Here is a 24523-nt window from a genome sequence, read left to right on the forward strand (position 1 = left end):
GTGCCCGATGATTCGCTCGCTGCGCTCGCTCATGCCGCCGCCTCCCTCCGGTCGGCGCCGTCATGAGGCTGTGCCGCACTGTGCCTGATGATTCGCTCGCTGCGCTCGCTCATGCCGCCGCCTCCGCCAGTTGGGTCAGGGCCCGGACGGTGATGGCACGGACGAGGGGGACCTTGAAGGCGTTGTGCGCCAGCGGGACGGCCGCCTCGAGCTCGACGTCCGCGGCCCGCCCGGCCAGCTCCGGCGTGAACGGCCGGCCGCGCAGCTCCGCCTCGGCGCGCAGCGCCCGCCACGGCCGGTGCGCCACCGCGCCGTAGGCCAGCCGGACGTCGCGCACCACGCCGGCGTCCAGGTCGAGGACCGCGGCCACGGCGCCGACCGCGAAGGCGAACGAGGCCCGGTCGCGCACCTTGAGGTACGCCGAGCGGCCGGCGGCGGGCAGCGGCGGGATCCGCACCGCAGTGACGAGCGCGCCGCGGGGGAGGGTGGTCTCCTGCTCCGGGTGCTCGCCCGGGGAGCGGTACAGCTCGACGAGTGGCACCTCCCGCGTACCCCCGACCTCCGCCACCTCGACCACCGCGTCGAGCGCCGCGAGCGCGACCGCGAGGTCCGACGGGTGGGTGGCGACGCACTGCTCGGACCAGCCCAGGATGGCCAGGTCGCGGTTCTGGCCGTGCCGCGCCGCGCAGCCGGTGCCCGGCTCGCGCTTGTTGCACGCCTTGCCGGTGTCCTGGAAGTAGACGCACCGGGTGCGCTGCAACAGGTTGCCGCCGGTGGTCGCCATGTTGCGCACCTGACCCGAGGCCGCGGCGAGCAGCGCCCGGGCGAGCACGGGGTAGTTCCGCCGGACCACGGGGTGGGCGGCCAGGTCGCTGTTGCGCACGGTGGCGCCGACCCGCAGGCTCCCGTCGGGCAGGGTCTCGACCGTGTCGAGCGGCAGCCGCGTCACGTCCACCAGCAGGTCGGGTCGTTGCACGCCGAGCTTCATGAGGTCGACGAGGTTCGTGCCGCCGGCCAGGTACGCGGCCTCCGGGTCCGCGTCGAGCAGCGCGACGGCCTCGTCGACGTCCGCCGGCCGGCGGTAGCGGAACGCTCTCACGGGGTGCCCGCCGTCTCGCGGACCGCGGCGACGATGTGCGGGTACGCCGCGCACCGGCAGAGGTTGCCGCTCATCCGCTCGCGGATCTCCGCGTCGGTCAGCCGCACCGGCCCGGTGAGGTCGTCGGTGACCGCGCTCGGCCATCCCCGCGCCGCCTCGTCGAGCACACCGCGGGCGGAGCAGATCTGCCCGGGTGTGCAGTAGCCGCACTGGAAGGCGTCGTGGGCGATGAACGCCTCCTGCAACGGGGAGAGGCCGTCCGGCCCGGCGAGGCCCTCCACGGTGGTCACGTCGCACGCGTCGAGGGTGACCGCGAGGATCAGGCAGCTCTTCACGCGGCGGCCCTCCAGCAGCACCGTGCAGGAGCCGCACTGGCCGTGGTCGCAGCCCTTCTTCGCCCCGATCAGGCCCAGGTGCTCGCGCAGCGCGTCGAGCAGGGTCGTGCGGTTGTCCAGGGTCAGCTCCCGGCGGGTGCCGTTGACGGTGACGGCGACCCGGGACGAGTACTCGTCGCCGACCGTGGGGGCGCTACCGGAGCCGTTTCGCACGCGCCGATACTACCCGTACCGGTCCTAACATGAAGGAATCCGGCTAATCAGTCAGCCAGTGAGGCGGGGTCAGGGCGCGCCGTGGTGCCGGTGGCGAAGCGACGCCGGTAGGCGCTCGGCGTGAGTCCGGTGTGCCGCAGCATCCGCGTACGCAGGTTGGCGGCCGTGCCGAGGCCGGCGGCCCGCGCGACCACCGCGAGACGCTGCTCGCCGGCCTCGAGCAGGCGACAGGCGTGCGCGACCCGCTCGCCGGTCAGCCACTCCAGAGGTGTGGTGGCCAGTTCCGCGCGGAAGCGCCGGTGCAGGGTGGCGGGGCTCACCGCCGCGCGGGCGGCCAGGTCGTCGACGGTCAGCCGCCGGTCCAGCCGCTGCCGCGCCCATTCGAGCAGCGGCGCCAGGGAGGTGTCCGGGACGGCCGGGACCGGTCGGGGAATGAACTGGCGCTGCCCGCCCGCGCGGTGGGCGGCGAAGACCAGCCGTCGTGCCACGGCGTTGGCGACCTCGGCGCCGTGGTCCCGGCGGATGATGTGCAGTCCCAGGTCGAGGGCCGCGGCGCTGCCGGCCGCGGTGAGCACGTCGCCGTCGTCGACGAACAGGACGTCGGGCCGCAGCAGCACGCGGGGGTGGCGGGCCGCGAACAACTCGGTCCAGCGCCAGTGCGTCGTGGCGGGGCGGCCGTCCAGCACACCGGCGGCGGCCAGGGTGAACGACCCGGTGCAGAAGCTGACCAGCCGGGCGCCCCGGCGGGCCGCGCGGCGTACCGCCTCGCACACCTTGGGCGCCGGCGGGACCTCAGGGTCGGGGCGGTTGGGCACGATGAGGGTGTCGGCCCGCTCGGCGGCGTCCAGGCCCGCCACGCCGGTCAGGGTGAAGAACCCGGCGTGCATGTCGACCGCCGGCGTGGCCGCGCACAGGGCGAAGTCGTACCAGGGGCGGTCCAGCTCCGGGCGGCGCAGCCCGAACAGCTCGGTGGCCACGCCCATCTCGAAGGGGTTGGAGCCGGCGTCGACGAGCACGACCACGCGGTGCGCCCCGCCGGCCGGCTGGTGCGAGGAACGATGCGACACGTGCGATTTCTAGCACTCACCGGGTCGGTCGCCCGCGGGCGAGGATGGTCGGCATGACCAGTCAACCCATCGATCTGGCCGCCGCCCTGGCGTCGTTCGAGGCGCTGTGGAGCCCGCGCGTGGTCACCCACGTCAACGACTACGACGTCCGCGTCGCCAAGGTGGCCGGCGAGCACGTGTGGCACCGCCACGACACCACCGACGAGTTCTTCCTCGTCCTGGCCGGGGAACTGCGCATCGCGCTGCGGGAGGGGCCGGACGGCGGGCCGGTGCGGGAACGCAGGGTGGTGCTGCCGCAGGGGTCCGTGTTCGTCGTGCCCCGGGGCGTCGAGCACCGCCCGTCGTCGGTCGCGGGCGCCTCGATCCTGATGTTCGAGCCCACCGGCACGTCGTCGGTCGGTGACCGGCACGACGAGATCCCGGACCACGTCGACGCCACCACCGGCCACCCCCTGTCCTGACCCCCTCCTGTCGATCATGAGGTTGGCGGGGACGATTGTCCGGGTCGTCCCCGCCAACCTCATGATCGACGCGGGCGGCGGCGGCGCTCGGCGATCACCGCCGCGAGCCGGCCGGGAGGGGTGGGCGGCGCGAGCGGGTCAGCGTCGCCACTTCTGGTTGGGGCCGCCCGTGCAGTCCCAGATCTGCAGCCGCGTGCCGTCGGCGGAACTCACCCCGGTCGCGTCGAGGCACTTGTTGGCCTGCGGATTGACGATGTCGCCGGCAGCCGTGAAGACCCACCGTTGGGCGCCGCTGCCGTTGCAGTCCCAGAGCTGGACCGGGGTGCCGTTGGCGGTGCCGCCGCCGGACACGTCGAGGCACTTGCCCAGCGCCCGCACCGAGCCGTCACCGGCCCAGGTCCAGCGCTGCGCGGCGGTGCCGTTGCACGTCCAGAGCTGTACGGGAGTGCCGTTGGCGGTGTTCGCGCCGGCCACGTCCACGCACTTGCCGCCGTAGCCGACGATCGGGGCGCCGCTGCCGCCCCCGCCGGTGTCCCACGCCTGCACCCGGACGTAGTCGACCACCATCGTCTGCGGGAAGACCGTGCTGCCGTCGGGGGAGCCGGGCCAGTTGCCGCCCACGGCCACATTCATGATCATGAAGAACGGGTGGTCGAAGACCCACCGGTTGCCCCGCAGGTCGGCCGGGGTCTTGCGGGAGTACTGCACGCCGTCCAGGTACCAGGTGACCGAGTCCGGCGCCCAGTCGACGGCGTACGTGTGGAAGGCGTCGGCGAGCGCCTGCCCGCCGGGCAGCGACGTCTGCCCGGTGACCGCGTTGCCGCCGGAGTACCCCGGCCCGTGCAGCGTGCCGTGCACGGTGGACGGCTCCCGCCCGACGTTCTCCATGATGTCGATCTCGCCCCGGTCGGGCCAGGTGTTGCTGCTGGTGCCGAGCATCCAGAACGCCGGCCAGAGCCCCTGGCCGCGGGGGATCTTGATGCGGGCCTCGAACCGGCCGTACGCCTGGGCGAACGTGCCGGCGGTCAGCAGGCGGGCCGAGGTGTACTGGCAGCTGCCGTACCAGCAGCTGTAGTTGGCCGGGTTCTCGCGCCGGGCGGTGATGACCAGGTTGCCGTTGCCGTCCAGTGCCGCGTTGCGGGTGCTGTTCGTGTAGTACTGGAGCTCGTTGTTGCCCCAGCCGCCGCCGCCGATGTCGTAGCGCCACTTCGCGGGGTCCGGTGGGGAGCCGGCGGGGCCGTTGAAGTCGTCGACCCAGGTCACCGCGCCGGGCGCCGCGGCGGCGGGGGCCTCGGTGGTCGCGGTGAGCGCGACGCTGAGCCCCACGCCGGCGAGCGCGAGCGCGGCGATGGCACGGATTCTGCGCACGGGAAACCTCCCTGCGGTCTCGGGGGTCCGGTCCTCGCTCCGCCCGACGAACCGGTGCCGGACGGGCAACTGTGAGAAACCGGAGAATAGATTGAAAACAATCTATTGAGAGTGGTCGGCGGTGTCAAGAGAGCGCTCTCCGGCCTCGTGGCGCCGTGCGCGGGCGCGGACCCGCCGGCCGTACGCCCGCCCGGCGCGACCCGGCCGTACGCCCGCCCGGCGCGACCCGGCCGTACGCCCGCCCGGCGCGACCCGGCCGGGCCCCGGCCGGCGGTCAGGACCGTCGGCCGGGGGCGAGCCACCGCAGCGGCCCGGCGCGCAGGCCCTCGCTCGTGAGCGCGTGATAGACGATCATGACGATGATGAGGACCAGCCCGAGCACGGGGTGGACGAACCAGCCGAGCAGCCCGCTCAGCCCGTAGAGGATCAGGCCGGTGACGGGGCGAGGGCGCTGGTCGCGGATGTGCTCGGGGTCGACGTCGGTGGCCCGCAGCGCCGGGTGACGGTGCAGGTAGGTGAAGAACGCGAGCCAGGGCGCGGACATGAGGGCGGCGGCCAGCGCGTACAACGCCACCGCGGCCCTGCGGTCGGCCGTGTCCCCGTCGGTGAAGGCGGAGGCCAGCACCGCGGTCGGGAACGGGATGATGACGGCGCCGAAGAGGATGGCGAGGTTGATCCAGCTCAGCGCCAGCGTGGTCCCGCGGATCAGGCGCAGCAGCGCGTGGTGGTTCAACCAGATCACGCCGATGTACACGAAGGACATCACGAACGCCAGGTACGCCGGCCCCTCGTGGCTCAGCCCGGCCAGCAGGCCGCCCTCGTGGTACTCGGGGACCCGCAACTCGATGACCAGCAGGGTGATGACGATGGCGAACACGCCGTCGCTGAACGCCTTCATGCGGTCGGTCTCCGACATCCGGCTCCCGTCGTCCGGCTCTGCGAGCCCCTCGTCTGTCGCGGCCATTGCCGCAGGCTAACCGTCCACCGCCCGACGGTGGGGACCCTTCGCCCGGACCCGCCGTGAGCGGACCGGCCGCGAGACCCGGCCGCGGGCGGACCGGCCGCGAGGACCGGCCGTGCGGACCGGGTCGCGGGTACGGCCCGGTTCGGGTCCCGGGTGCCGCCCGGCGCGGCACCCGGGGATCCCGGGCCCCGTCGGCCCGCTCAGGCCACCGGCGCGGCGGCGCCGGCCGCGCCGGCCAGCCGCTGGTGGGCGCGGATCAGCTCGGCGTAGCGGTGCCCGCTCGCCTTCATCGTCCGCCGCTGGGTGGCGTAGTCCACGTGCACCAGGCCGAAGCGCTTGTCGTAGCCGTAGGCCCACTCGAAGTTGTCCAGCAGCGACCAGACGAAGTACCCGGCCAGCGGGACACCCCGGGCCACCGCCGCGGCGCAGGCGGCCAGGTGCTCCTCCAGGTGGTCGGTGCGCTCCTTGTCCTCGACCGTGCCGTCGGGCGTGACCGCGTCCGGCCACGCCGAGCCGCTCTCGGTCACGATGATCCTCCCGGGCCGGTACTCCTCGCTGACCGCGACGAGCAACCGTTCCAGCCCGGGCGGATACACCTCCCAGCCCATGGCCGTCTCGACGGCGCCGGGCACCGGCACCTGCCGGGCGTACGGCGGCGGCCCGGCCGGGTCGTCCACCACCACCTGCCGGAAGTAGTAGTTCACGCCGAGGAAGTCGGTCGGCGTGGCGATGACGGCGAGGTCGTCGCCGCGTACCGGCGGCTCGACGCCGTACGTGGCGACCATGTCGGCGGGGTAGCCGCGTCCGTGCACCGGGTCCAGCCACCAGCGGTTCACGTGCCCGTCCATCCGGCGGGCCGCCGCGACGTCCTCGGGCCGGTCGCTGGCGGGCTCGATCGGGCTGAGGTTGAGCACCAGCCCGATCGACGCCGGCCGCGCGGCGTTGGCGCGCACGGCCCGGGTGGCGAGGCCGTGCCCGAGCAGCGTGTGGTGCGAGGTGCGCACCGCCCGGCCGAGGTCCCGCTCGCCGGGGGCCATCGTGCCCTCCAGGTGCCCGATCCACGAGACGCAGAGCGGTTCGTTGACCGTGCACCAGTCGGTCACCCGGTCGCCGAGCCGGGCGGCGACGACCGCCGCGTAGTCGGCGAACGCCTCGGCGGTGGCGCGTTCCGGCCAGCCGCCCCGGTCCTGCAGGGCCTGCGGCAGGTCCCAGTGGTAGAGCGTCACGAACGGGCGGATCCCGTCGGCGAGCAGCCGGTCGACCAGCCGGTCGTAGAAGTCCAGCCCGGCGGCGTTGACCTGCCCGACGCCCTCGGGCAGCACCCGCGGCCAGGCCACCGAGAACCGGTACGCGTCGACCCCGAGCCGGCGCAGCAGCGCCACGTCCTCCGGCCAGCGGTGGTAGTGGTCGCAGGCGACCGCGCCGGTGTCGCCGTTGTCGACGGCGCCGGGGGTCGCCGAGAAGGTGTCCCAGATGGACGGGGCGCGGCCGTCGACGTCGACGGCGCCCTCGATCTGGTACGCCGCGGTGGCGACACCCCAGAGGAAGTCGGGCGGCAGCTTGGACAGGTCCGGCACGGGTCGGTTCTCCTCTGCGGTGGATCGAATCACTTGACGGCGCCGGCGGTGAGGCCGGCGACGAAGTAGCGTTGCAGCGCCAGGAAGCCGGCGACGACGGGCACGCTCACCACCAGCGAGGCGGCCATCACCTGGTTCCAGTAGACGTTGAACTGGGTCGAGTAGCCCTGGAGGCCGACGGCCAGGGTGCGGCTGCCCTCGTCGGTCATCACGGAGGCGAACAGCACCTCGCCCCAGGCGGTCATGAACGCGTACACGGTCACCGCGACCACGCCCGGCACGGCGGCCGGCAGGATCACCTGGAACAGGGTGCGCAGCGGGCCGGCGCCGTCGACCTGGGCCGCCTCGTCGAGGCCGCGCGGGATCGAGTCGAAGTAGCCGACCAGCATCCAGATCGAGAACGGCAGCGAGAACGTCAGGTACGTGATGACCAGGCCCAGGCGGCTCGCGTACAGCTCGATGCCGGTGGTGTTGCCGAGGTTGACGTAGATGAGGAACAGCGGCAGCAGGAAGAGGATGCCGGGGAACATCTGCGTCGACAGGACGGTCACCGAGAAGACGCCCCGGCCGCGGAAGCGGTAGCGGCTCACGGCGAACGCCGCGAAGATGGCCACGGCCACCGAGCAGACCGCGGCGATGCTCGACACCACGAGGCTGTTGACCAGGTACCGGGCCAGCGGCACGGTGCTCCACATGTCGACGAACGGTTGCAGCGTCGGCCGGCTCGGCCACCACGTGAAGCCGTTCTGCACGTCCTGCAACGGCTTCGCGGCCGAGGTGACCATCACGTAGAGCGGGATGACGACGAAGAGGGCGAGCAGGGTCAGCACGATCCGCCGGCCCCAGCGCTCGCCGGCGGTCTCACGCATGGTCCCTCCGGCGGTTGGTGATCAGCAGGTAGCCGGCCGAGACGACCAGCAGGAACAGCAGCAGGGCCACGGACATCGCCGAGCCGGACCCGAAGTCCCAGGTCTTGAACGAGCTGCGGTAGATGTGGATGGAGATGAGGTCGGCCTGCTCGGGCGCGGAGCCGCCGAAGAGGACGTACGGCGTGTTGAAGTCGTTGAACGTCCAGAGGAACAGCACCAGCAGCAGGACGAGGTTGACCGGTCGCAGCAGGGGCAGGGTGACCGAGCGCAGCCGCCGCCAGAAGCCGGCGCCGTCGATCGCGGACGCCTCGTACAGCTCGTCGGGGACGTTCTGGAGGCCGGCCATCAGGCACAGGAACGCGAACGGCCAGTTGCGCCAGACGGAGACGACCAGCAGCGACCAGAAGCTGTTGCCGCCGATCAGCCAGAACGGCCTGTCGTCGAGCAGCCCGAGCTGGTCGACCAGGACGTGGTTGACCAGGCCGGTGTCCCGCTGGAGCAGGAAGCTCCAGGTGATGACCGCGGTGTAGACCGGCAGGGCGTACGGGGTGAGGAAGAGCGCCCGCAGGACCGCCCGCCCCCGGAACGGGCGTTGCAGGACGACGGCGCCGGCCATGCCGAGCAGCCAGGCCAGCCCCACCGACAGCAGCGTGTAGGCGAGGGTGACCCAGAACGAGTGCAGCAGCTCGCGCCCCGCCGCGGTGTGGATGTCGAGCGTCGCCCGGTAGTTGTCCAGCCCGATGAAGGGGGCGGTGGACCAGTCCCGGATGTGGAACTGGGTCAGCTCCAGCAGGCTCATCCAGGCGCCGACGGCCATCGGGACGACGTGGACGGCCAGCTCCAGCACGATGGCCGGGACGAGCAGAAGGTACGGCAGGAGTGGGCGCCGGGGACGGCGCCGCCGGGCGGGCTCCGGTGTCCCGGCCCGGGCGTCACGCCGGTCGGGGCGGGCCGCGCCCGGCGCGGTGGTGCTGGTTGCCATCAGGGTCCTCTCGCCAGGTGGTGGCCGTGGCAGTGCCCTGCCACGGCCACCGGTGACGCCGGGGTCAGCGCATCTTCTGCTGCGCGTCGCTCAACTTCTTCTTCACCGACTCCTCGGTGACCGGGCGACCGCTGGCCGCGTCGGCGAACAGTTCCTTGATGGCGGTGCCGACGAGGGTCTCGAACGTGCTCTCGTCGGGCACCTGCGGCAGCGGGGCCGCGGTGGTGGACAGCGTCTCCTGGAGCACCTTCTGCTCCGGTGCGCTGAACGCCGGGTCGGTGCCGGCGGTCTTCACGGCGGGCAGCGAGCCGTACGTCTTGTTGAGGATCGTCTGCTCCTCGTCGCTGGTCATGAACTTCACGAAGCTCAGCGCGCCGTCACGGTTCTTGGTGTGCTTGAAGATCGCCATGTTGATCCCGGCGACCATGCTGTTGACCTTCTTGCCGCCGGGCGGCGGGCTGGCCAGGAACGGCACCGGGGCCACGCCGTACGCGTCGGCGGCCATGTTCTGCGTCTTGAGGTTCGACCCGGCGGCCTGCCAGAGCAGCATGGCGGCCTTGCCGTTGGCGAAGTCGGAGACCGACTGGTTCTGCGCGTACTCGGCGTTGCTCGGGTTCGTGATCTTGTCGGTGGCCATGAAGTCGACGTAGCGCTTGACGGCCGCCACGTTCTGCGGCGTGTCGAAGGTCGGCTTGCCCGACGAGTCGAACCACTCGCCGCCGTACTGCTGGCTGAACGTGAACGCGTGGTGGGCGTTCTCCGACGGGTTCGCCCCCTCGATGGCGAGCCCCCACTTCCCGCCGGTGCTCAGCTTCCTGCCGTACTCGGCGAGCTGCTCCCAGGTGGTCGGCGGGGCGGTGATGCCGGCGTCGGCGAACGCCTTCTTGTTGTAGTAGAGCGCGTACGCGAGGCTGTAGAGCGGCACGGCGGCCGGCGGCTTGCCGGGGGCGCCGGCCGCGGCGAGCGCGGCGGGGACGAAGCGGTCCTTGCCGCCGACGGCCTGGAGCGTGGCGTCGTCGAACTCGACCAGCGCGCCGGTCGCCTGCAGCGACGCGGACCAGGTGTTGCCGATGTTGACCACGTCCGGGCCCTGCCCGGAGGTGGCCGCGGCGAGCAGCCGGTTGAGCAGGTCCGACCAGGGTACGACCTCCAGGTTGACCTTGATGCCGGTCTGCTTCTCGAACTTGTCGAGTTCGGGCTGGAGGATGGCCTTGTCGGCCTCCAGGCTGGCGCCCTGGTTGCTGGCCCAGTAGGTGAGGGTCTTGCTGGACCCGCCGGCGTCGTCGCCGGAGCCGCCGCAGGCGGTCAGCGAGGCCGCCGCCAGGACGGCGGCGGCGAGTATCCCGAGGTGTCGTCTCGTCGACACGATCAGCCCTTCCGGTGCAGTGGTGGGGGCCCGCCGGAGCCCGTCGTGACGCGTGGGGGGACGGGCGGCCGGCCGGTGCGGACGGGTTCCCGGGCCGCGTCGATGTGTCGACGCTCACCGGGAGTTACATCACGGCTTAATTAATGCCGTCATTAAAGTGGTCTGCGAGTGGGTCGTCAAGCGTGGGGCACGTACAGTCGCCTCGGGCGACCGACGGGATCGAGGTGACGAGTGGAGCTGGTGCGAGCCACCAACCGCAGCGTCCGGCTGCGCAACCGGGCGGCCCTGCTCACGAAGCTCTTCCTCGACGGCCCGCTGACCCGGCAGGACCTCGTCCGCAGCACCGGGCTCAGCCAGCCGGCGGTCAGCAACGTGGTGAGCGACCTCATCGAGGAGGGCCTGGTGGCCGAGGCCGGCGCCGCCGAGTCCGACGGCGGCCGGCCCAGCATGATGCTCCGCATGGCGCCCCGCTTCGCCTTCGTCGTCGGGGTGGACGTCGGCGAGACCCGGGTCCGGGTCGAACTCTTCGACTTCGCCATGACGCTGCTGGCCAGCGTCGAGTACCCGCTGGACCCGGCCCGCACCGAGCCGGCCGAGGTGGCCGGCCACGTCCTCACGGGGATCGACGCGGTCACCGGCGAGGCCGGGGTCGCCCCCGCCGACGTGCTCGGCGTCGGCATCGGCGTCTCCGGGGTGGTCACCCAGGGGGAGCACGCCGTGGTCGACGCGCAGGCCCTCGGCTGGGACCGGGTGCCGCTGGAACAGCTCATCGCCACCGGCACCGACCTGCCGCTGCACATCGACAACGGCGCCAAGACCCTCGGCCAGGCCGAGATGTGGTTCGGCGCGGGCCGCGGCGCCCGGCACGCCGTCTTCGCCCTCGTCGGCTCGGGCGTCGGCGCGGCCGTCGTGACCGGCGGCGTCACCTACCGCGGCGCGTCCAGCAGCGCGGGGGAGTGGGGGCACACCACCCTGGTGTACGGGGGCCGGCCCTGCCGCTGCGGCGCCCGCGGCTGCCTGGAGGCGTACGTGGGCGCGGAGGCGATCATCGACCGGTACCGGGAGGCGCGGGGCGGGCGCCCGGTGCCGGGCGAGGACGAGGAGTCCCAGCTCACCGCCCTGCTGGACGCGGCGGCCACCACCGAGACGGCCCGCCGGGTGCTCGACGAGACGGCCGCGTACCTCGGCGCCGGGGTGGCCAACCTCATCAACCTGTTCAACCCGGAGCGGGTGGTGCTGGGCGGCTGGGCGGCGATGGCGCTCGGCGACCTGCTCCCGGCGATCCGCGAGGCGGCCGGCCGGCAGGCGCTGCGCCAGCCGTACGAGCAGGCCTCGATCGAGCTGTGCCGGCTGGGCGTGGACGCCGTGGCGCTGGGCGCCGCCACCCTCCCGATCGCACGCTTCCTCGCCGACGGCGGCCTCCGCCGCTGACCGTCTCCCGCGCGGACCGAGTTGGTCACAGGGGACCTTCGGGATAAATAACAGCGTTATAGATCGATGTCTTGACGCCGTCGCAACCCCGCCGTAACACTCCTACGAGAGCGCTCTCGCGATCCGCGGCGCCGTCCCCGGCGGTTCCACTCCGGCGTCCGCGGTCCGGCTCGACCCTTCCCCCTTCCCGTCGCGCCCGGCGTCCGCAGCCCCCTACCGACAGGCAAAGTCATGACATCTCGTGCTTTATCCGTACGCCGGACTCCCCACCGGCGGCGCCGCACGCTCCTCGGGCTCGCCGTGGCCCTCGTGGCGGCCCTCACCCCGGCGGTCGCCGCGCCCCCGGCGCAGGCCGCACCCACCCTGCTCTCGCAGGGCCGCCCGGCGACCGCGTCCTCCACCGAGAACGCCGCGACCCCGGCCTCCGCGGCCGTCGACGGCAACAGCGCCACCCGCTGGTCCAGCGCCTTCGGCGATCCCCAGTGGATCCAGGTCGACCTGGGCGCCCGGGCCACCATCACCCAGGTGACGCTGGCGTGGGAGGCCGCCTACGCCCGCTCCTTCCAGATCCAGACCTCCGACGACGGTGCCACCTGGACCACCGTCCACAGCACCGGCGCGGGCACCGGCGGCACCCAGACCATCGCCGTCACCGGGGCCGGCCGCTACGTGCGGATGTACGGCACCACGCGGGCCACGGCGTACGGCTACTCGCTGTGGGAGTTCCAGGTCTACGGGGAGACCGGCGGCACCACGCCGACCTGCGGCAGCGCCAACGCCGCCCAGGGGCGGCCGGCCACGGCGTCCTCCACCGAGAACGCGGGCCTGCCCGCCTCGGCGGCCGTCGACGGCGACAGCGGCACCCGCTGGGCCAGCGCCGCCGCCGACCCGCAGTGGCTCCGCGTCGACCTCGGCAGCACCCGGTCGATCTGCCGGGTCGTGCTCGCCTGGGAGGCCGCGTACGCCCGGGCCTTCCAGATCCAGACCTCGACCGACGGCAACGCCTGGACCACCGTCTACAGCACGACCACCGGCACCGGCGGCACCCAGAGCCTGACCGTGAACGGCAGCGGCCGCTACGTGCGGATGTACGGCACCGCGCGGGGCACCGGCTACGGATACTCGCTCTGGGAGTTCCAGGTCAACACCACCGACGGCGGCGGCGACCCGTCCATCCCGCCCACCGACCCGCGCAACCCGAACCTCGGGCCGAACACGTTCGTCTTCGACCCGGGCACGCCGACCGCGACCATCCAGAGCCGGCTGGACAGCCTCTTCGCCCAGCAGGAGGAGAACCAGTTCGGCCCGCAGCGGTACGCGGTGCTGTTCAAGCCCGGCACCTACACGGCCGACGTCAACCTCGGCTTCTTCACCCAGGTCGCCGGCCTCGGCATGAGCCCCGACGACGTGAACCTCAACGGGCACGTGCGGGTCGAGGCGTTCTGGATGAACGGCAACGCCACCCAGAACTTCTGGCGCGCCGCGGAGAACCTGTCGGTGACCCTGCCGGCCGGGGTGACCGTGGAGCGCTGGGCGGTCTCGCAGGCGGCGCCCTACCGCCGGATGCACCTGCGCGGCGGGCAGAACCAGATCCAGCTCTGGAACGGCGGCGACGGCTGGTCCAGCGGCGGGCTGATGGCCGACACCCGCATCGACGGCCTCGTCGTCTCCGGCTCCCAGCAGCAGTGGTACTCGCGCAACAGCGAGTTCGGCAACGGCTGGACCGGCTCGGTGTGGAACATGGTCTTCCAGGGCGTGGTCGGCGCGCCCCCGCCGCACTTCCCGAACCCGTCCCACACCGTCATCCCACAGACCCCCGTGGTGCGGGAGAAGCCGTTCCTCTACGTCGACGGCACCGGCGAGTACCGGGTCTTCGTGCCGGCCCTGCGCGCCAACTCCACCGGCACCACCTGGTACGGCAAGACCCCGGCCGGGTCGTCGATCTCCCTGTCGCAGTTCTACGTCGTCCAGCCCGGCACGAGCGCGGCCACCATCAACGCGGCGCTCGCCCAGGGACGGCACCTGCTGTTCACCCCCGGCGTGCACCACGTCACCGAGCCGATCCGGGTCGACCGCCCGGACACGGTGATCCTCGGCCTCGGCCTGGCCACCATCCAGGCCGACAACGGCACCGTGGCCATGCGCGTGGCCGACGTGGACGGCGTGAAGGTCGCCGGGATCATGTTCGAGGCCGGCACGACGAACTCGCCGGTCCTCATGGAGGTCGGCCCGCCCGGGTCGTCGGCGAACCACGCCGCGAACCCGACCTCGCTGCACGACGTGTTCTTCCGCATCGGCGGGCCGCACGTCGGGAAGGCCACCACCACGTTGACCGTGAACAGCGACAACGTCATCGGCGACCACATGTGGCTGTGGCGGGCCGACCACGCGGCGGCCGGCGTACCGACCGGGTGGACGCTGAACACCGCCGACACCGGGCTCACCGTCAACGGCGACGACGTCACCATGTACGGCCTCTTCGTCGAGCACTACCAGCGGTACCAGACGGTCTGGAACGGCAACGGCGGGCGGACGTACTTCTACCAGAACGAGATGCCGTACGACCCGCCGAACCAGGCCGCCTGGATGAACGGCGCGACCCGGGGCTACGCCGCGTACAAGGTGGGCGACGGCGTAACCAGCCACCAGGGCTGGGGCATGGGCAGCTACTGCTACTTCAACGTCAACCCGGCCGTGGTCGCCGAGCGGGCCTTCGAGGTGCCCACCACCCCGAACGTGCGGTTCACCAACCTGGTGACCGTCTCCCTGGGCGGGGTCGGCACCATCAACCGGGTGATCAACAACACCGGCGGCACCGCGAACGCCGCCAACCAGCAGGTGTACCTCACCGCGTACCCGTAGGGGCGCGACCGCCCTCGACGGGCCCGGCCGGGATCCGCCCGGCCGGGCCCGCCCGCGCGTCCGGACGGCGCCGCCAACCGGGGGGCCACCTGCGCGGTGACCGTTCGGTCTGACGCTGTGTCACCAAGTCGACACACTCGTTGCGATCGATTTCCGCGATCGATGTGCTGTCCGCGACGCCGTCGGTGAACGGCCATCCCCTTCGGAACGAGGTGGCTCATGGTGGCCCTCCGGCGTACGACCGCCGCACTGCTCGCGGCCCTGCTCACGGTGACCTTCGCTCTGGTGTGGACGGCGCCGCCGGCCCACGCCGACGAGGCCTGGGAGACCGCCCTCAAGGGACTGATGAACCGCACGGCCACCTGGGCCGAGGGTGGTCTGTCCCGGATCGGGGCGCTCGCCCAGCCGCTTCCCCTGCTCGACGCCAGCCCCGGCGCGCTGGTCCAGGCCGACGAGCTGGCCCGCACCGCCGCCGACGCCCTCGCCGACGACCTGACACGCGACGTCGACCTCGGCGGAGGCACCCGGCTGACCAGCACCGTCACCGAGGAGGGCGGGGACCACCTGCTCGACGTCCTGCTCACCACGAAACGCCAGATCGCCGAGGAGGACCTCGCGGTCGCCGGGGTGACCGTGGCCGACGCCGTCGACGTCACCGGCTGGGCCACCCTGCACCTGCGGGCCCGGCACACCGCGGCCGGGGAGACCTACCTGGTGCGCGACGGCGACGCGCCGCGCATCGACATCGACGCCGTGGCCCGCTTCCGCGGCGACCTCGACGAGGCCACCGCCTCCGTCGGCATCCTCGGCGTCACCCTGACCGGCGGCAGCACCCTCGAGGCCCGGACCCACCTGAAGGTCACCCTCACCGACCCGAACGGCGACGGCCGCCTCGCCTTCGACACCCCGTCCGGCGCCGGCACCGGCGAGCTCGGGGCCGCCGGCTCCCTCGCCGGGCTGGCCCAGGTGGCGCTCGACAACTCCGGCGGCGGGCGGATCTCCGACACCGAGACCGAGCCCGGCCCCGGTTCGCTGCACGCCGTGGTGAAGCTCGGCGCCGCCACCTCCGGCGTGCCCGTCGCCCTGCCGCCGATCGCGGCGACCGTGACCGTCGACTGGAACGACATCTCCGTCGGCACCCCGACCGTCACCACCACCGGCCTGGACGAGACCATCGGCCGGTTCCGCAGCATGAGCCCGCTCGACCTGGCCACCGGGCTGGCCCAGCTCGCCACCCTCATCGGCGGCGTGCAGCAGAGCGGGCCGGCCGGCAACCTCGACCTGCCCTTCCTGCGCGGCACCGTCGCCGACGCGGTGAAGGTGAACGAGAAGATCGTCGCGTTCCTCCGCGAGCACGTGCACCCGCGCCCCGAGGACCCGCACTTCCAGCCCGGCGTCGACGACCCGGCCAAGGCGGGCCAGCCGAAGTTCGAGTCCATCCAGGAGCTGTTCACGCTGCTCGCCGCCGAGGGCCTGCCCGTCGACGGCGTCTCGTTCGCCGACGACAAGCTGGTGTTCCGGGTGAAGCTGGAGCACGAGGCCACGGCCGAGGTGCCGCTCGACCCCGGCGCACCCTCCGTCTCCGGCCGCGGGGCGACCTTCACGGCCAACGGCTTCCGCGTCGACGGCAACCGGTTCACCCCCGGCAGCCTCGTCGGCCAGCGCGTGGTCGCCGGCACGTCCGCGGGCACCGTGCAGAGCAACACGGCCGACACCGTCACGCTGGCGGAGAACTGGATCGGCGGGCAGCCGGCCGCCGACAGCGCGTGGGTGGTCAGCGGCTCCAGCCCGCACACCGGCGCCGTCGAACTCGGCAGCGCCTTCAGCAAGACCGTCGGCGGCAAGCAGGTCGGCCTGCGGGCCGCCAACGCCCAGGCCAGCTTCGCGACGGTCACGCCGCGCTACACGGCCGCCGTCACCCTGGTGCTCGACCTGCGCGACCTGGGCGACCCGGCCGCCAACGCCGACCGGATCCTGCTGCGCACCGATCCCGCCACCCCGCTCTTCGCCGCCGACTTCCCGATCAGCACGGCCGTCGACTTCCACGCCACCGCCGGGTTCCTCAAGGTCAAGCTGGGCGGCAACCTCGCCGTGGGGCCGGCCGCAGCCGGGCAGCGCATGATCGAGGTGCGGTTCAAGCAGGCGCGGGACATCAGCCTCGGTGACCTGTTCACCCAGCTCAAGGACGACCCCACGGGCCTGTTCGCGGCCAGCCACTCGGTGCGGACCACCGGCCGGGTCGAGGTGAGCGTGCCCGGCGCCACCGGGGCGCTGGGCGACGGCGTCGGGGTGGACGTGAGCTGGACCGCCGGCGGCCAGCCCAGCGTCGACACCTCGGAGCTGGACGGCCTCTTCGCGCTCGACTTCAACCCGGACGACCCCAAGGCCCTCTTCGCCCTGGTGGTGGAGGCGCTCCGGCTCGTCAACGCCGCGCTCGGCGCGCCCGCGGCCGGCACGGGCCCGCTGGACACCGAGATCCCGCTGCTCGGGCGCTCCGCCCGGGAACTGCTCGGCAGCGACGAGAGCGGCGTGGGCGCCGGCGTCTCGTACACCACCGACGGCAGCACGTTCCTGCTGAAGGACACCACCCGCGACGAGGGCAGCGGCTTCGCCCCGACGCTCGCCGACCGGGCCGTGGTGATCGGCAGCAAGGCGTACCGGGTGCTGGAGCGGGTCGACGGGCAGACCCTGCGGATCGACCCCGCCGGTACGCCCACCCCCGCCGACGGCACCGCGTACGCCCTCCGGCCGGAGCTGGCCGACGCGGTGGACCGGCTGCTGGCCGCGCCGCCGGACACCCTCCAGGACGCGCTCGACGTGCTCAACAAGGCCATCGGCGAGGGCAGCGGGATCGCGTTCACGCTCGACGAGCGGGCCGGCGGGCCGTACCTGCGGCTCGGGCTGGACTGGAAGCGCGGCTTCCAGACGGGCGGGCCGCTGACCTTCGGCTGGGACGGCGCCCGCGAGCTGGTGAGCCTGGACACCTCCGGCGCGTACACGGTCGACGTCGACGCGCGGGCGCAGCTCGGCCTGCTGCTGCCGCTGCGCGCCGACGGCGTGCCCCTGCTGGACCGGACGTCGTCGGCGAACGTGACGGTGAACGGCGCCGTCACCGACCTGGCGGTGGCCGCCCGGGTCGGCCCCCTCGCGCTCGACCTCGGCACGGAGGACGACCCCGGCACCGTACGCACCAACCTCAGCTTCGGCCTCGGCGGGCTCGCCGCGGACGGGCCGATCTCCGGTCTGCTCGGCGTCACCCCGAGCGTCACCACCGCCGGCACCGACTGCGGCGACGGCGTCGGTGGCGAGGACACGCCCGTCTGCGCCCGCGCGCCCGTCTCCGTGGAGGGCTGCGACCCGGGCGGCGCGGACAACCAGCTCTCCCTCGAACTCGGCCTGGACCTCGCGGCGCAGACCACGACGCCGGACCTGAGCGCCTGCTTCGAGAACCTGTCGCTGAAGCTCACCGACTTCAACGTCGGCATCGACGGCTACCTCGCCAAGGTCGAGGAGGCGTTGCGGCTGGCCAGCTTCGACGGCAAGCTCCCGCTGGTCGGCGACGACCTGCAACAGGGACAGCGGTTCATCGCCGACCTGCGCGCCGAGGTGAAGGCCGCCATCGGGCCGGTGCTGGCCGACGCGACCCTCGACCGGGCCGGCGTGCAGGCCGCCCTGGACGCGGCGTTGGCCGAGGTGGCGCCGGGGGCGACGAGCACGGTCACCTGCCGCGCCAACGCCGACACCTGCGGTCCCGAGGACTTCCAGTCGGTACGCATCACCCTCACCGCGAGCCGGGGCGCGCCGGACCCGCAGCAGGGCTGCACCGGCGACGGCTGCCTCGGCGTGGACGTCCCGCTGGACCTGGGCGTCCCCGGCCTGTCGCTGAAGGCGGAGAAGGGCGCCACCGACGGCATCAAGGCCCGGCTGGGCTGGAAGCTGCGGTTGGACCTGGTGCTCGACCGGGACGAGGGCTTCCACGTCGCCACGCACTCCGGCGACGGGGCGCCGGAACTGGCCATCGGCGCGTCCTTCGACATGCCGTCGGACCTGGCGGCGCAGCTCGCGTTCATCCGGGTCAACGCGCAGAAGCAGGGCACCGACCCGCTGGTCAGCGCGTACTTCGCCATCGACCTCAAGGGTTCGCCGGGGGAGCAGAGCTGCTTCGGTGACCTCCCGGCGGGGCAGTGCGTGGCCGACCCGGACGCCAAGCTGACCCTGGCCGAGTTCGGCGACCTCGGTTCGCTCGTCGCCACCGACCTCACCGCCAAGGTGAAGATCGACTGGAAGCTCGCGGCGAAGGTCGACGCGGGCGGCGAGGCCGCCTCGGCGATGCCCGGCATCAGTGCCCGCTTCGGGCTGAGCTGGCAGCTCACCCACCAGCGCGGGGCGCTCACGGCGGCGGGGGACAACCCCGACCACGGGCTGCGGATCACGTTCACCGACATCGCGCTGGACGCGGGCGCGTTCTTCGACAAGATCCTCAAGCCGGTGGTCGAGCAGCTCAAGGCGGTCACCGGGCCGCTGCAGCCGGTCATCGACACGTTGTACGCGCCGATCCCCGTCCTCTCCGACCTGTCGAAGGCCACCGGCGGGCCGGACATCACCCTGGTCTGGCTGGCCAAACAGTTCAGCACCCTCAACGACGGGCCGGACCTGGAGTTCGTGGACACCATCCGCGCCGTCGTCACGTTCGTCAACCGGATCCCGGACTGCGACGCGGGCTGCTCCATCCCGCTGGGCCAGTTCCTGGTCAACCCGGAGAAGGCGTTGACCACGGAGGTCTCGCCGGCCTCGGCGGAGACCCTGATCGACCGGGCCGACGAGTTCACCCAGGCCAAGTCCCCCGACGAGGTCAAGGCGGCGGTCGACACAGCCGCCGGTGAGGACGGCGAGAAGATCTTCGCCAAGGGCGGCGACGGCAAGTCCACCGCCGACAAGATCGGCTTCACCTTCCCGGTCTTCGACAACCCGGGCTCGCTCTTCGGGCTGCTCATGGGCCAGGACGTCGAGCTGGTCGGCTTCGACTCCGGGCCGCTCACCCTCGGGTTCAGCTGGCGGCAGTCGTTCGGCCCGGTCTACGCGCCGCCGCCCGTCATGATCACCCTGGCCGGCAGCGCCTCGGTGACCGCCCGGTTCATCGCCGGCCTGGACACCGCCGGCATCCGGCACGCCATCGAAGCGGCCTCCGACGGCACCGCGGTCGACGCCGTGAAGCTGCTCGACGGTCTGTACTTCAAGACCGCCGACAGCAACGGCAACGCCGTCCCGGTGGTCACCCTGCGCGGCGAGATCGCCGCCGGCGCCCAGGTCAACGTCCTGTTCCTCAAGGCCGGGATCGAGGGCGGCATCCGGCTGACCGTCGGGTTCAGCTGGAACGACCCGAACAACGACGGCAAGTTCCGCACCAGCGAGTTCCTCCAGGCGCTGCTGGTCAACCCGATCTGCCTGTTCACCACGAGCGGCGCGCTGTCGGTGTTCCTCAAGGTCTACATCACCATCGACCTGGTCCTGTTCTCCAAGACGTTCGACTTCACCCTGGTCGACGCGACCCTGCTGGACTTCCGAGCACAACCGGACTGCTCACCGCCACCACCGGAACTCGGCGGCACCGTGGGCGACACGCTCGTGGTCTTCGCCGGCAAGTTCGGCACGAAGGACCAGCGCGGCCACGACGCGTGGGACAACGGCGGCGACACCTACGCCGGCGACGTCGTCAAGGTGTACGCGCTGCACTACGCCGACGCCGGCCAGGAGGGCGCCACCGACGACTTCGACGGCTTCGCGGTCGAGGCGCTCGGCCGCCGGCAGGAGTTCCTGGACCCGGGGCTGACCCGCGTGGTCGTCGACGGCCGCGGCTACCAGGTCGCCGACGCGGGCAAGACCGCCATGTCGGTGCTGCTGCTCGGCGACGGCGACACCAGCGGCGACGGCACGAGGACGTCGGCGTTCGACCGGACGGCCGTCGTGCTCGGCTCGGACGGCCGGGACCAGATCCGCACCGGCACCGGCCCGGCCTACGTCGACGGGCGCGGCGGCGACGACGTCATCGTCACCGCCGAGGCGCCCGGCGTGGTCAGCCGCGTGGCCGGCGGCCCCGGCGCGGACACCGTGACCACCGGCGACGGCGACAACGTGGTGGCCGGCGACAGCGGGCTCGGCGGCGCCAACCGGCCGCCGACGGTCGTGCACACGTCGGTGGGCGACAAGACCCTCACCGGGCTGGTCGACTGGACGACGCTGACCGAGCCGACCGCCTCGACCGGCGGCGCGGCCGACCACGTCACCGTCGGGCACGGTGCGAACACCGTCTACGGCAACGGCGGCGACGACGTGCTCGGCGTACGCGCCGACGACCGGCCCAGCGGAAGCAACCTGCTGGTCGGCGGCCCGGGCGGGGACACCATCAACGGCGGCCGGGGTAACGACACCATCCACACGTTCGACACCACGGTGCCGGCCGGCGTGGACGAGAACGGCACCGGCGACGCCGGGCTCACCAACCAGGTGGACACCGGCAGCGGTCAGGACGTCGTGCACGGCAGCGCCGGCACCGACCTGGTCGTCTCCCACTCCGCCAACGGCCAGACCGGGCGGCTCTACGGCTACGGCGCCGACGACGTCCTCATCGGCGGGTACGGCACCGACGAGGTGTTCGGCGGCCCCGGCGACGACCACGTGATCGCCGAACCGTCCGAGGTCGGCCCGGCCGGCGACGACGACGGGTACGGCCGCTTCCGCGAGGTGGTGCACACGCCGTTGCCGACCGGGGTCCAGTCGCAGACCAAGCTGCTGGTCGGCGGCGCGGGCCGGGACCACGTGATCGGCGGCGACGGCGGCGCGGTCGTCTTCGGCGACCGGCACCTGCCCGACGAGACCTGCGGTGACGCCACCCTCGCCGACGGCCAGCCGGCCCCGTCCGACCAGGGCGACCGGGACCTCATCCTCGGCGGCGCCGGGGTGGACCGGGTCGCGGCCGGCGGCGGCGACGACCGCGCCGACCTGGGCGGCGGGGACGACCTCGCCTGCGGCCAGCTCGGCAACGACACCCTGCACCTGGGCGCCGGCGCGGACCGGGCGTGGGGCGCGGACGGGGTGGACCAGCTGCACGGCGACGGTGACGACGACCTGCTCTTCGGCAACGCCGGCGACGACGGGCTCCACGGCGGCGACGGCGTGGACACCGTCGAGGGCAACGCGGGCGACGACCAGCTCTTCGGCGGGCCGGCCGGCGACGTCCTCTACGGCGGCGGACGGGTCGCCGGCGCGGGCGACGGGCAGGACCGGATCTACGGCGAGGACGGGCCGGACCGCATCGTCGGCGACAACGGCAGCGCCCGCGTCGGCGACGTCGGGCCGTACCCGCTGGACCTGGCCGGTGACGAGCCCGGTGCGGGCGCCGGTGACGTCATCTCCGGCGGCCCGGACGACGACGTGGCGTACGGCGGCCTCGGCGGCGACCGGGTCGACGGCGACGGCGGCCACGACCAGCTGGAGGGCAACAACGGCGCGGACGTGGTGCACGGCAACGCCGGGCGCGACGAGATCGTGGGCGGCTCCAGCCAGGAGGCGGCCGCGGGCACCGGCCGGCCGGACGCCGGGGACCAGCTGTACGGCGACGCCGACGAGGACCTGATCGCCGGCGACAACGCCCGCTTCGTCCCGGCGGACGCCGACGCGACCCGGGTCACCCAGGGCAGGGCCGGGCCACCCCGCAGGGTCACCCTGCTCGACCTCGGGTTCGACCCGGCCGCCGGCACCAGCGGCGGGGACCTAATCTCCGGCGGCGCGGCCGACGACGTGATCTTCGGCCAGGGCGACGCCGACCGGGTGCACGCCGGCGGCGGCGCGGACTTCGCCGAGGGCGGCCCGGGCTCCGACTGGGTCGAGGGCAACTACGGCGACGACGACCTCGTCGGCGGGTCGAGCACCGCGTACGACGGCTCCGGCGCGGCCACCACGGGCCAGCCGGACACCGCGGACGCCGTGTTCGGCGGCCCGGGCTCGGACGCGGTGATCGGCGACAACGGCGCCGTCCTGCGACCGCTGCCCGGCGAGACCCCGACCGCGGCGACCGTCCGCCTCGGCTCCGGCGGCGCGCCGTTCGGGCCGCGGATCGTGGTGCTGCTCGACCGGGCGGCGGCCGACACCGCCCGGCACGGTGGCGACCACCTCAGCGGCGGCGACGGCGTCGACACCCTCTGGGGCCAGGACGGCGACGACGCGCTGACCGGCGACGGCGGCGGCGACTACCTGGAGGGCAACGGCGGCGCCGACGTGCTGCGCGGTGACTCCGCGCTCGGCGCGGCCGGCCACGCCACGGTCACCCCGCTGCCGGACGCCGGCTGGCCGGGCTCCCCGTCGGCGGCCGAGGACCTGACCGGGCCGGGCGAGCCGGCCGGGCAGGACGACCTGATCGGCGGCAGCGCGGCGCCCGGCTTCCGGGACACCGGTGACGTCGTCGAGGGCAACGGCGCCGCGGACGTGCTGCTCGGCGACAACGGCTCGTTGCTGCGCACGGTCGTCACGACCGACGGGCAGCCGGCCGAGCGGGTGTACAGCGAGCGGTACCCGGCCGGCGCGGTGCCGGCGGACGCCACCCGCTCCCGCACCCACGACCCGGCGCTGCCCGGGCCGTCCACCCGGTTCTGCACCACGGCCCAGGCCACGTGCGAGCCGGCCGGGGCGTACGGGGCGGACCAGCTCTTCGGCGACGCCGGCGACGACGGGATCTGGGGCCAGGACGGCGACGACCTGATCCGGGGCGGTGCCGGCGACGACGACCTCTTCGGTGAGCTGGGCGCCGACACCCTGTACGGCGACGACGGCCGGGACGCGATCCTCGGCGATCGCGGCGGCGTGGTGAACCAGTACCTGAACGCCGACGACGTGGCGGCGCTCGGGTTCACGGTGACGCTGTCGTCCCCGCCGCAGGAGACGTACACCGGGTTCCGGGCCGGCGACTACGACCGGCGCGTGGACCTGCGGCACGACACCGACGGCGACGCCTGGATCGGTGGGTCCACGTCGGAGTCCATGCCGCACGACGGGCTCACGGCCGGTGGCGACGACCGGATCCGCGGCGGCGCGGGCGCGGACAACATCCACGCCGGCTTCGGTGACGACGTGGCCAACGGCGACAGCGGCGGCGACCAGCTCTTCGGGGCCGACGGTGCGGACGTGCTCTGGGGCGGCAGGGGCTGCGACCCGGTGCTGGACGCGACCGAGCCGCAGTGCCAGGTGGACGGGGCGTTCAGCGCCGCCGCCCGGGGTGACCACGACCAGTACGTGGACCACCTCTTCGGCGGCGCCGGCGCGACCGGCGGCCCGGCGGTGGACGCCGTCCTCGGCTCCGACCTGCTGGACTTCCGCCCGCGCGGCGCGTACCCGGACGACTGCGCGGCCGGTGCCTGGCCGGTGACCAACGGCGGCGTCACCGTCGACCCGTGCCTCTGGTTCGAGATGACCGGGCTGGACGACGGCGAGGTGGCCGACAACCAGCACCACCACGGCACCGATTGGATCTACGGCGGCTGGGACCGGGACGTGCTGCAGGGCGACGTGACGAAGAACGGGCCGAACAACGGTGACCGGCTCATCGACTGGAACGGCGCCTACAACCTCTTCACCCACTGCAACTCGGCCTACGGCGGCTTCAACGACGTCCGCCAGCACAGCCCGGCCATGCAGAACTTCCTGAGCCGGGTCGCCTGGGGCTCGGGCGCCGGGCGGGACGCGTCGGACGCCACGACCGCCGGCACGTCGGCGTTCGTGGAACTGGCCCTCGTGTACCCGAAGGACAACCGCGACCACGGCGCCGGCCCGGCGTACCCCGGCACGCCGGGGCACTTCGACCAGCCGTCCTGCACCGACTGACCGCACCGGCACGTCGCGGCCCGGACCCCCGCAGCGGGGGTCCGGGCCGCGCGGTG

Annotated in this window: 13 protein-coding genes; 4 read left to right on the plus strand and 9 right to left on the minus strand. The window is 73.4% G+C overall.

What is annotated here, in order from left to right:
- Positions 1-109: 109 nt before the first annotated feature.
- Genes OG994_RS06025 through OG994_RS06035 form a run of 3 tightly spaced genes read right to left on the minus strand, consistent with a single transcriptional unit; the run spans position 110 to position 2630 of the window.
- Positions 110-1099: an FAD binding domain-containing protein gene (locus tag OG994_RS06025; RefSeq protein WP_328852477.1), complete on the minus strand. Its 990-nt coding sequence runs from the start codon at positions 1097-1099 to the stop codon at positions 110-112.
- On the minus strand, positions 1096-1647 hold the full coding sequence (locus OG994_RS06030; protein ID WP_328852478.1) for a 2Fe-2S iron-sulfur cluster-binding protein: 552 nt from the start codon (positions 1645-1647) through the stop codon (positions 1096-1098). Before OG994_RS06030 ends, OG994_RS06025 begins: the two co-directional genes overlap by 4 nt.
- 47 nt (positions 1648-1694) lie before the next feature.
- Entirely contained in the window at positions 1695-2630 is a 936-nt protein-coding gene (locus OG994_RS06035; RefSeq protein ID WP_407942598.1) for a helix-turn-helix domain-containing protein, read from the minus strand.
- Between the two features lie 137 nt (positions 2631-2767).
- Between OG994_RS06035 and OG994_RS06040 the strand changes: the two genes are divergently transcribed.
- On the plus strand, positions 2768-3175 hold the full coding sequence (locus tag OG994_RS06040) for a cupin domain-containing protein (RefSeq protein ID WP_328852480.1): 408 nt from the start codon (positions 2768-2770) through the stop codon (positions 3173-3175).
- Between the two features lie 138 nt (positions 3176-3313).
- On the opposite strand, the gene OG994_RS06045 is transcribed toward OG994_RS06040, so the two are convergent.
- The 6 genes from OG994_RS06045 to OG994_RS06070 all read right to left on the minus strand — a co-directional run bounded on the left by OG994_RS06045 (position 3314) and on the right by OG994_RS06070 (position 10301).
- Positions 3314-4543, minus strand: coding sequence for a ricin-type beta-trefoil lectin domain protein (locus tag OG994_RS06045; RefSeq protein WP_328852481.1), 1230 nt, complete (start codon positions 4541-4543; stop codon positions 3314-3316).
- Between the two features lie 274 nt (positions 4544-4817).
- The gene (locus OG994_RS06050; protein WP_328852482.1) at positions 4818-5507 is read right to left on the minus strand and encodes a TMEM175 family protein; all 690 of its coding nucleotides are present in this window, start codon (positions 5505-5507) and stop codon (positions 4818-4820) included.
- Between the two features lie 200 nt (positions 5508-5707).
- The gene (locus OG994_RS06055; protein ID WP_120326278.1) at positions 5708-7084 is read right to left on the minus strand and encodes a GH1 family beta-glucosidase; all 1377 of its coding nucleotides are present in this window, start codon (positions 7082-7084) and stop codon (positions 5708-5710) included.
- A gap of 29 nt (positions 7085-7113) precedes the next feature.
- Positions 7114-7953 carry a carbohydrate ABC transporter permease gene (locus OG994_RS06060; RefSeq protein ID WP_120326277.1) on the minus strand — a complete coding sequence of 280 codons (840 nt, stop codon included), beginning with the start codon at positions 7951-7953 and terminating at the stop codon, positions 7114-7116.
- Positions 7946-8935 carry a carbohydrate ABC transporter permease gene (locus OG994_RS06065; RefSeq protein ID WP_120326276.1) on the minus strand — a complete coding sequence of 330 codons (990 nt, stop codon included), beginning with the start codon at positions 8933-8935 and terminating at the stop codon, positions 7946-7948. Before OG994_RS06065 ends, OG994_RS06060 begins: the two co-directional genes overlap by 8 nt.
- A gap of 64 nt (positions 8936-8999) precedes the next feature.
- Entirely contained in the window at positions 9000-10301 is a 1302-nt protein-coding gene (locus tag OG994_RS06070) for an ABC transporter substrate-binding protein (RefSeq protein WP_328852483.1), read from the minus strand.
- 231 nt (positions 10302-10532) lie between these two features.
- Here OG994_RS06070 and OG994_RS06075 point away from each other — a divergent pair, with 231 nt between their 5' ends.
- The 3 genes from OG994_RS06075 (at position 10533) to OG994_RS06085 (ending at position 24467) form a co-directional block, all read left to right on the plus strand.
- Positions 10533-11732 (plus strand): ROK family transcriptional regulator, encoded by a 1200-nt coding sequence (locus OG994_RS06075; protein ID WP_328852484.1) that lies wholly within the window; start codon positions 10533-10535, stop codon positions 11730-11732.
- Positions 11733-11963: 231 nt separating this feature from the next.
- Positions 11964-14594, plus strand: coding sequence for a discoidin domain-containing protein (locus tag OG994_RS06080; protein ID WP_328852485.1), 2631 nt, complete (start codon positions 11964-11966; stop codon positions 14592-14594).
- A gap of 219 nt (positions 14595-14813) precedes the next feature.
- On the plus strand, positions 14814-24467 hold the full coding sequence (locus OG994_RS06085; RefSeq protein ID WP_328852486.1) for a calcium-binding protein: 9654 nt from the start codon (positions 14814-14816) through the stop codon (positions 24465-24467).
- Positions 24468-24523 lie beyond the last annotated feature (56 nt).

This window comes from Micromonospora globbae (assembly GCF_036184225.1).
Taxonomy (GTDB): domain Bacteria; phylum Actinomycetota; class Actinomycetes; order Mycobacteriales; family Micromonosporaceae; genus Micromonospora; species Micromonospora globbae.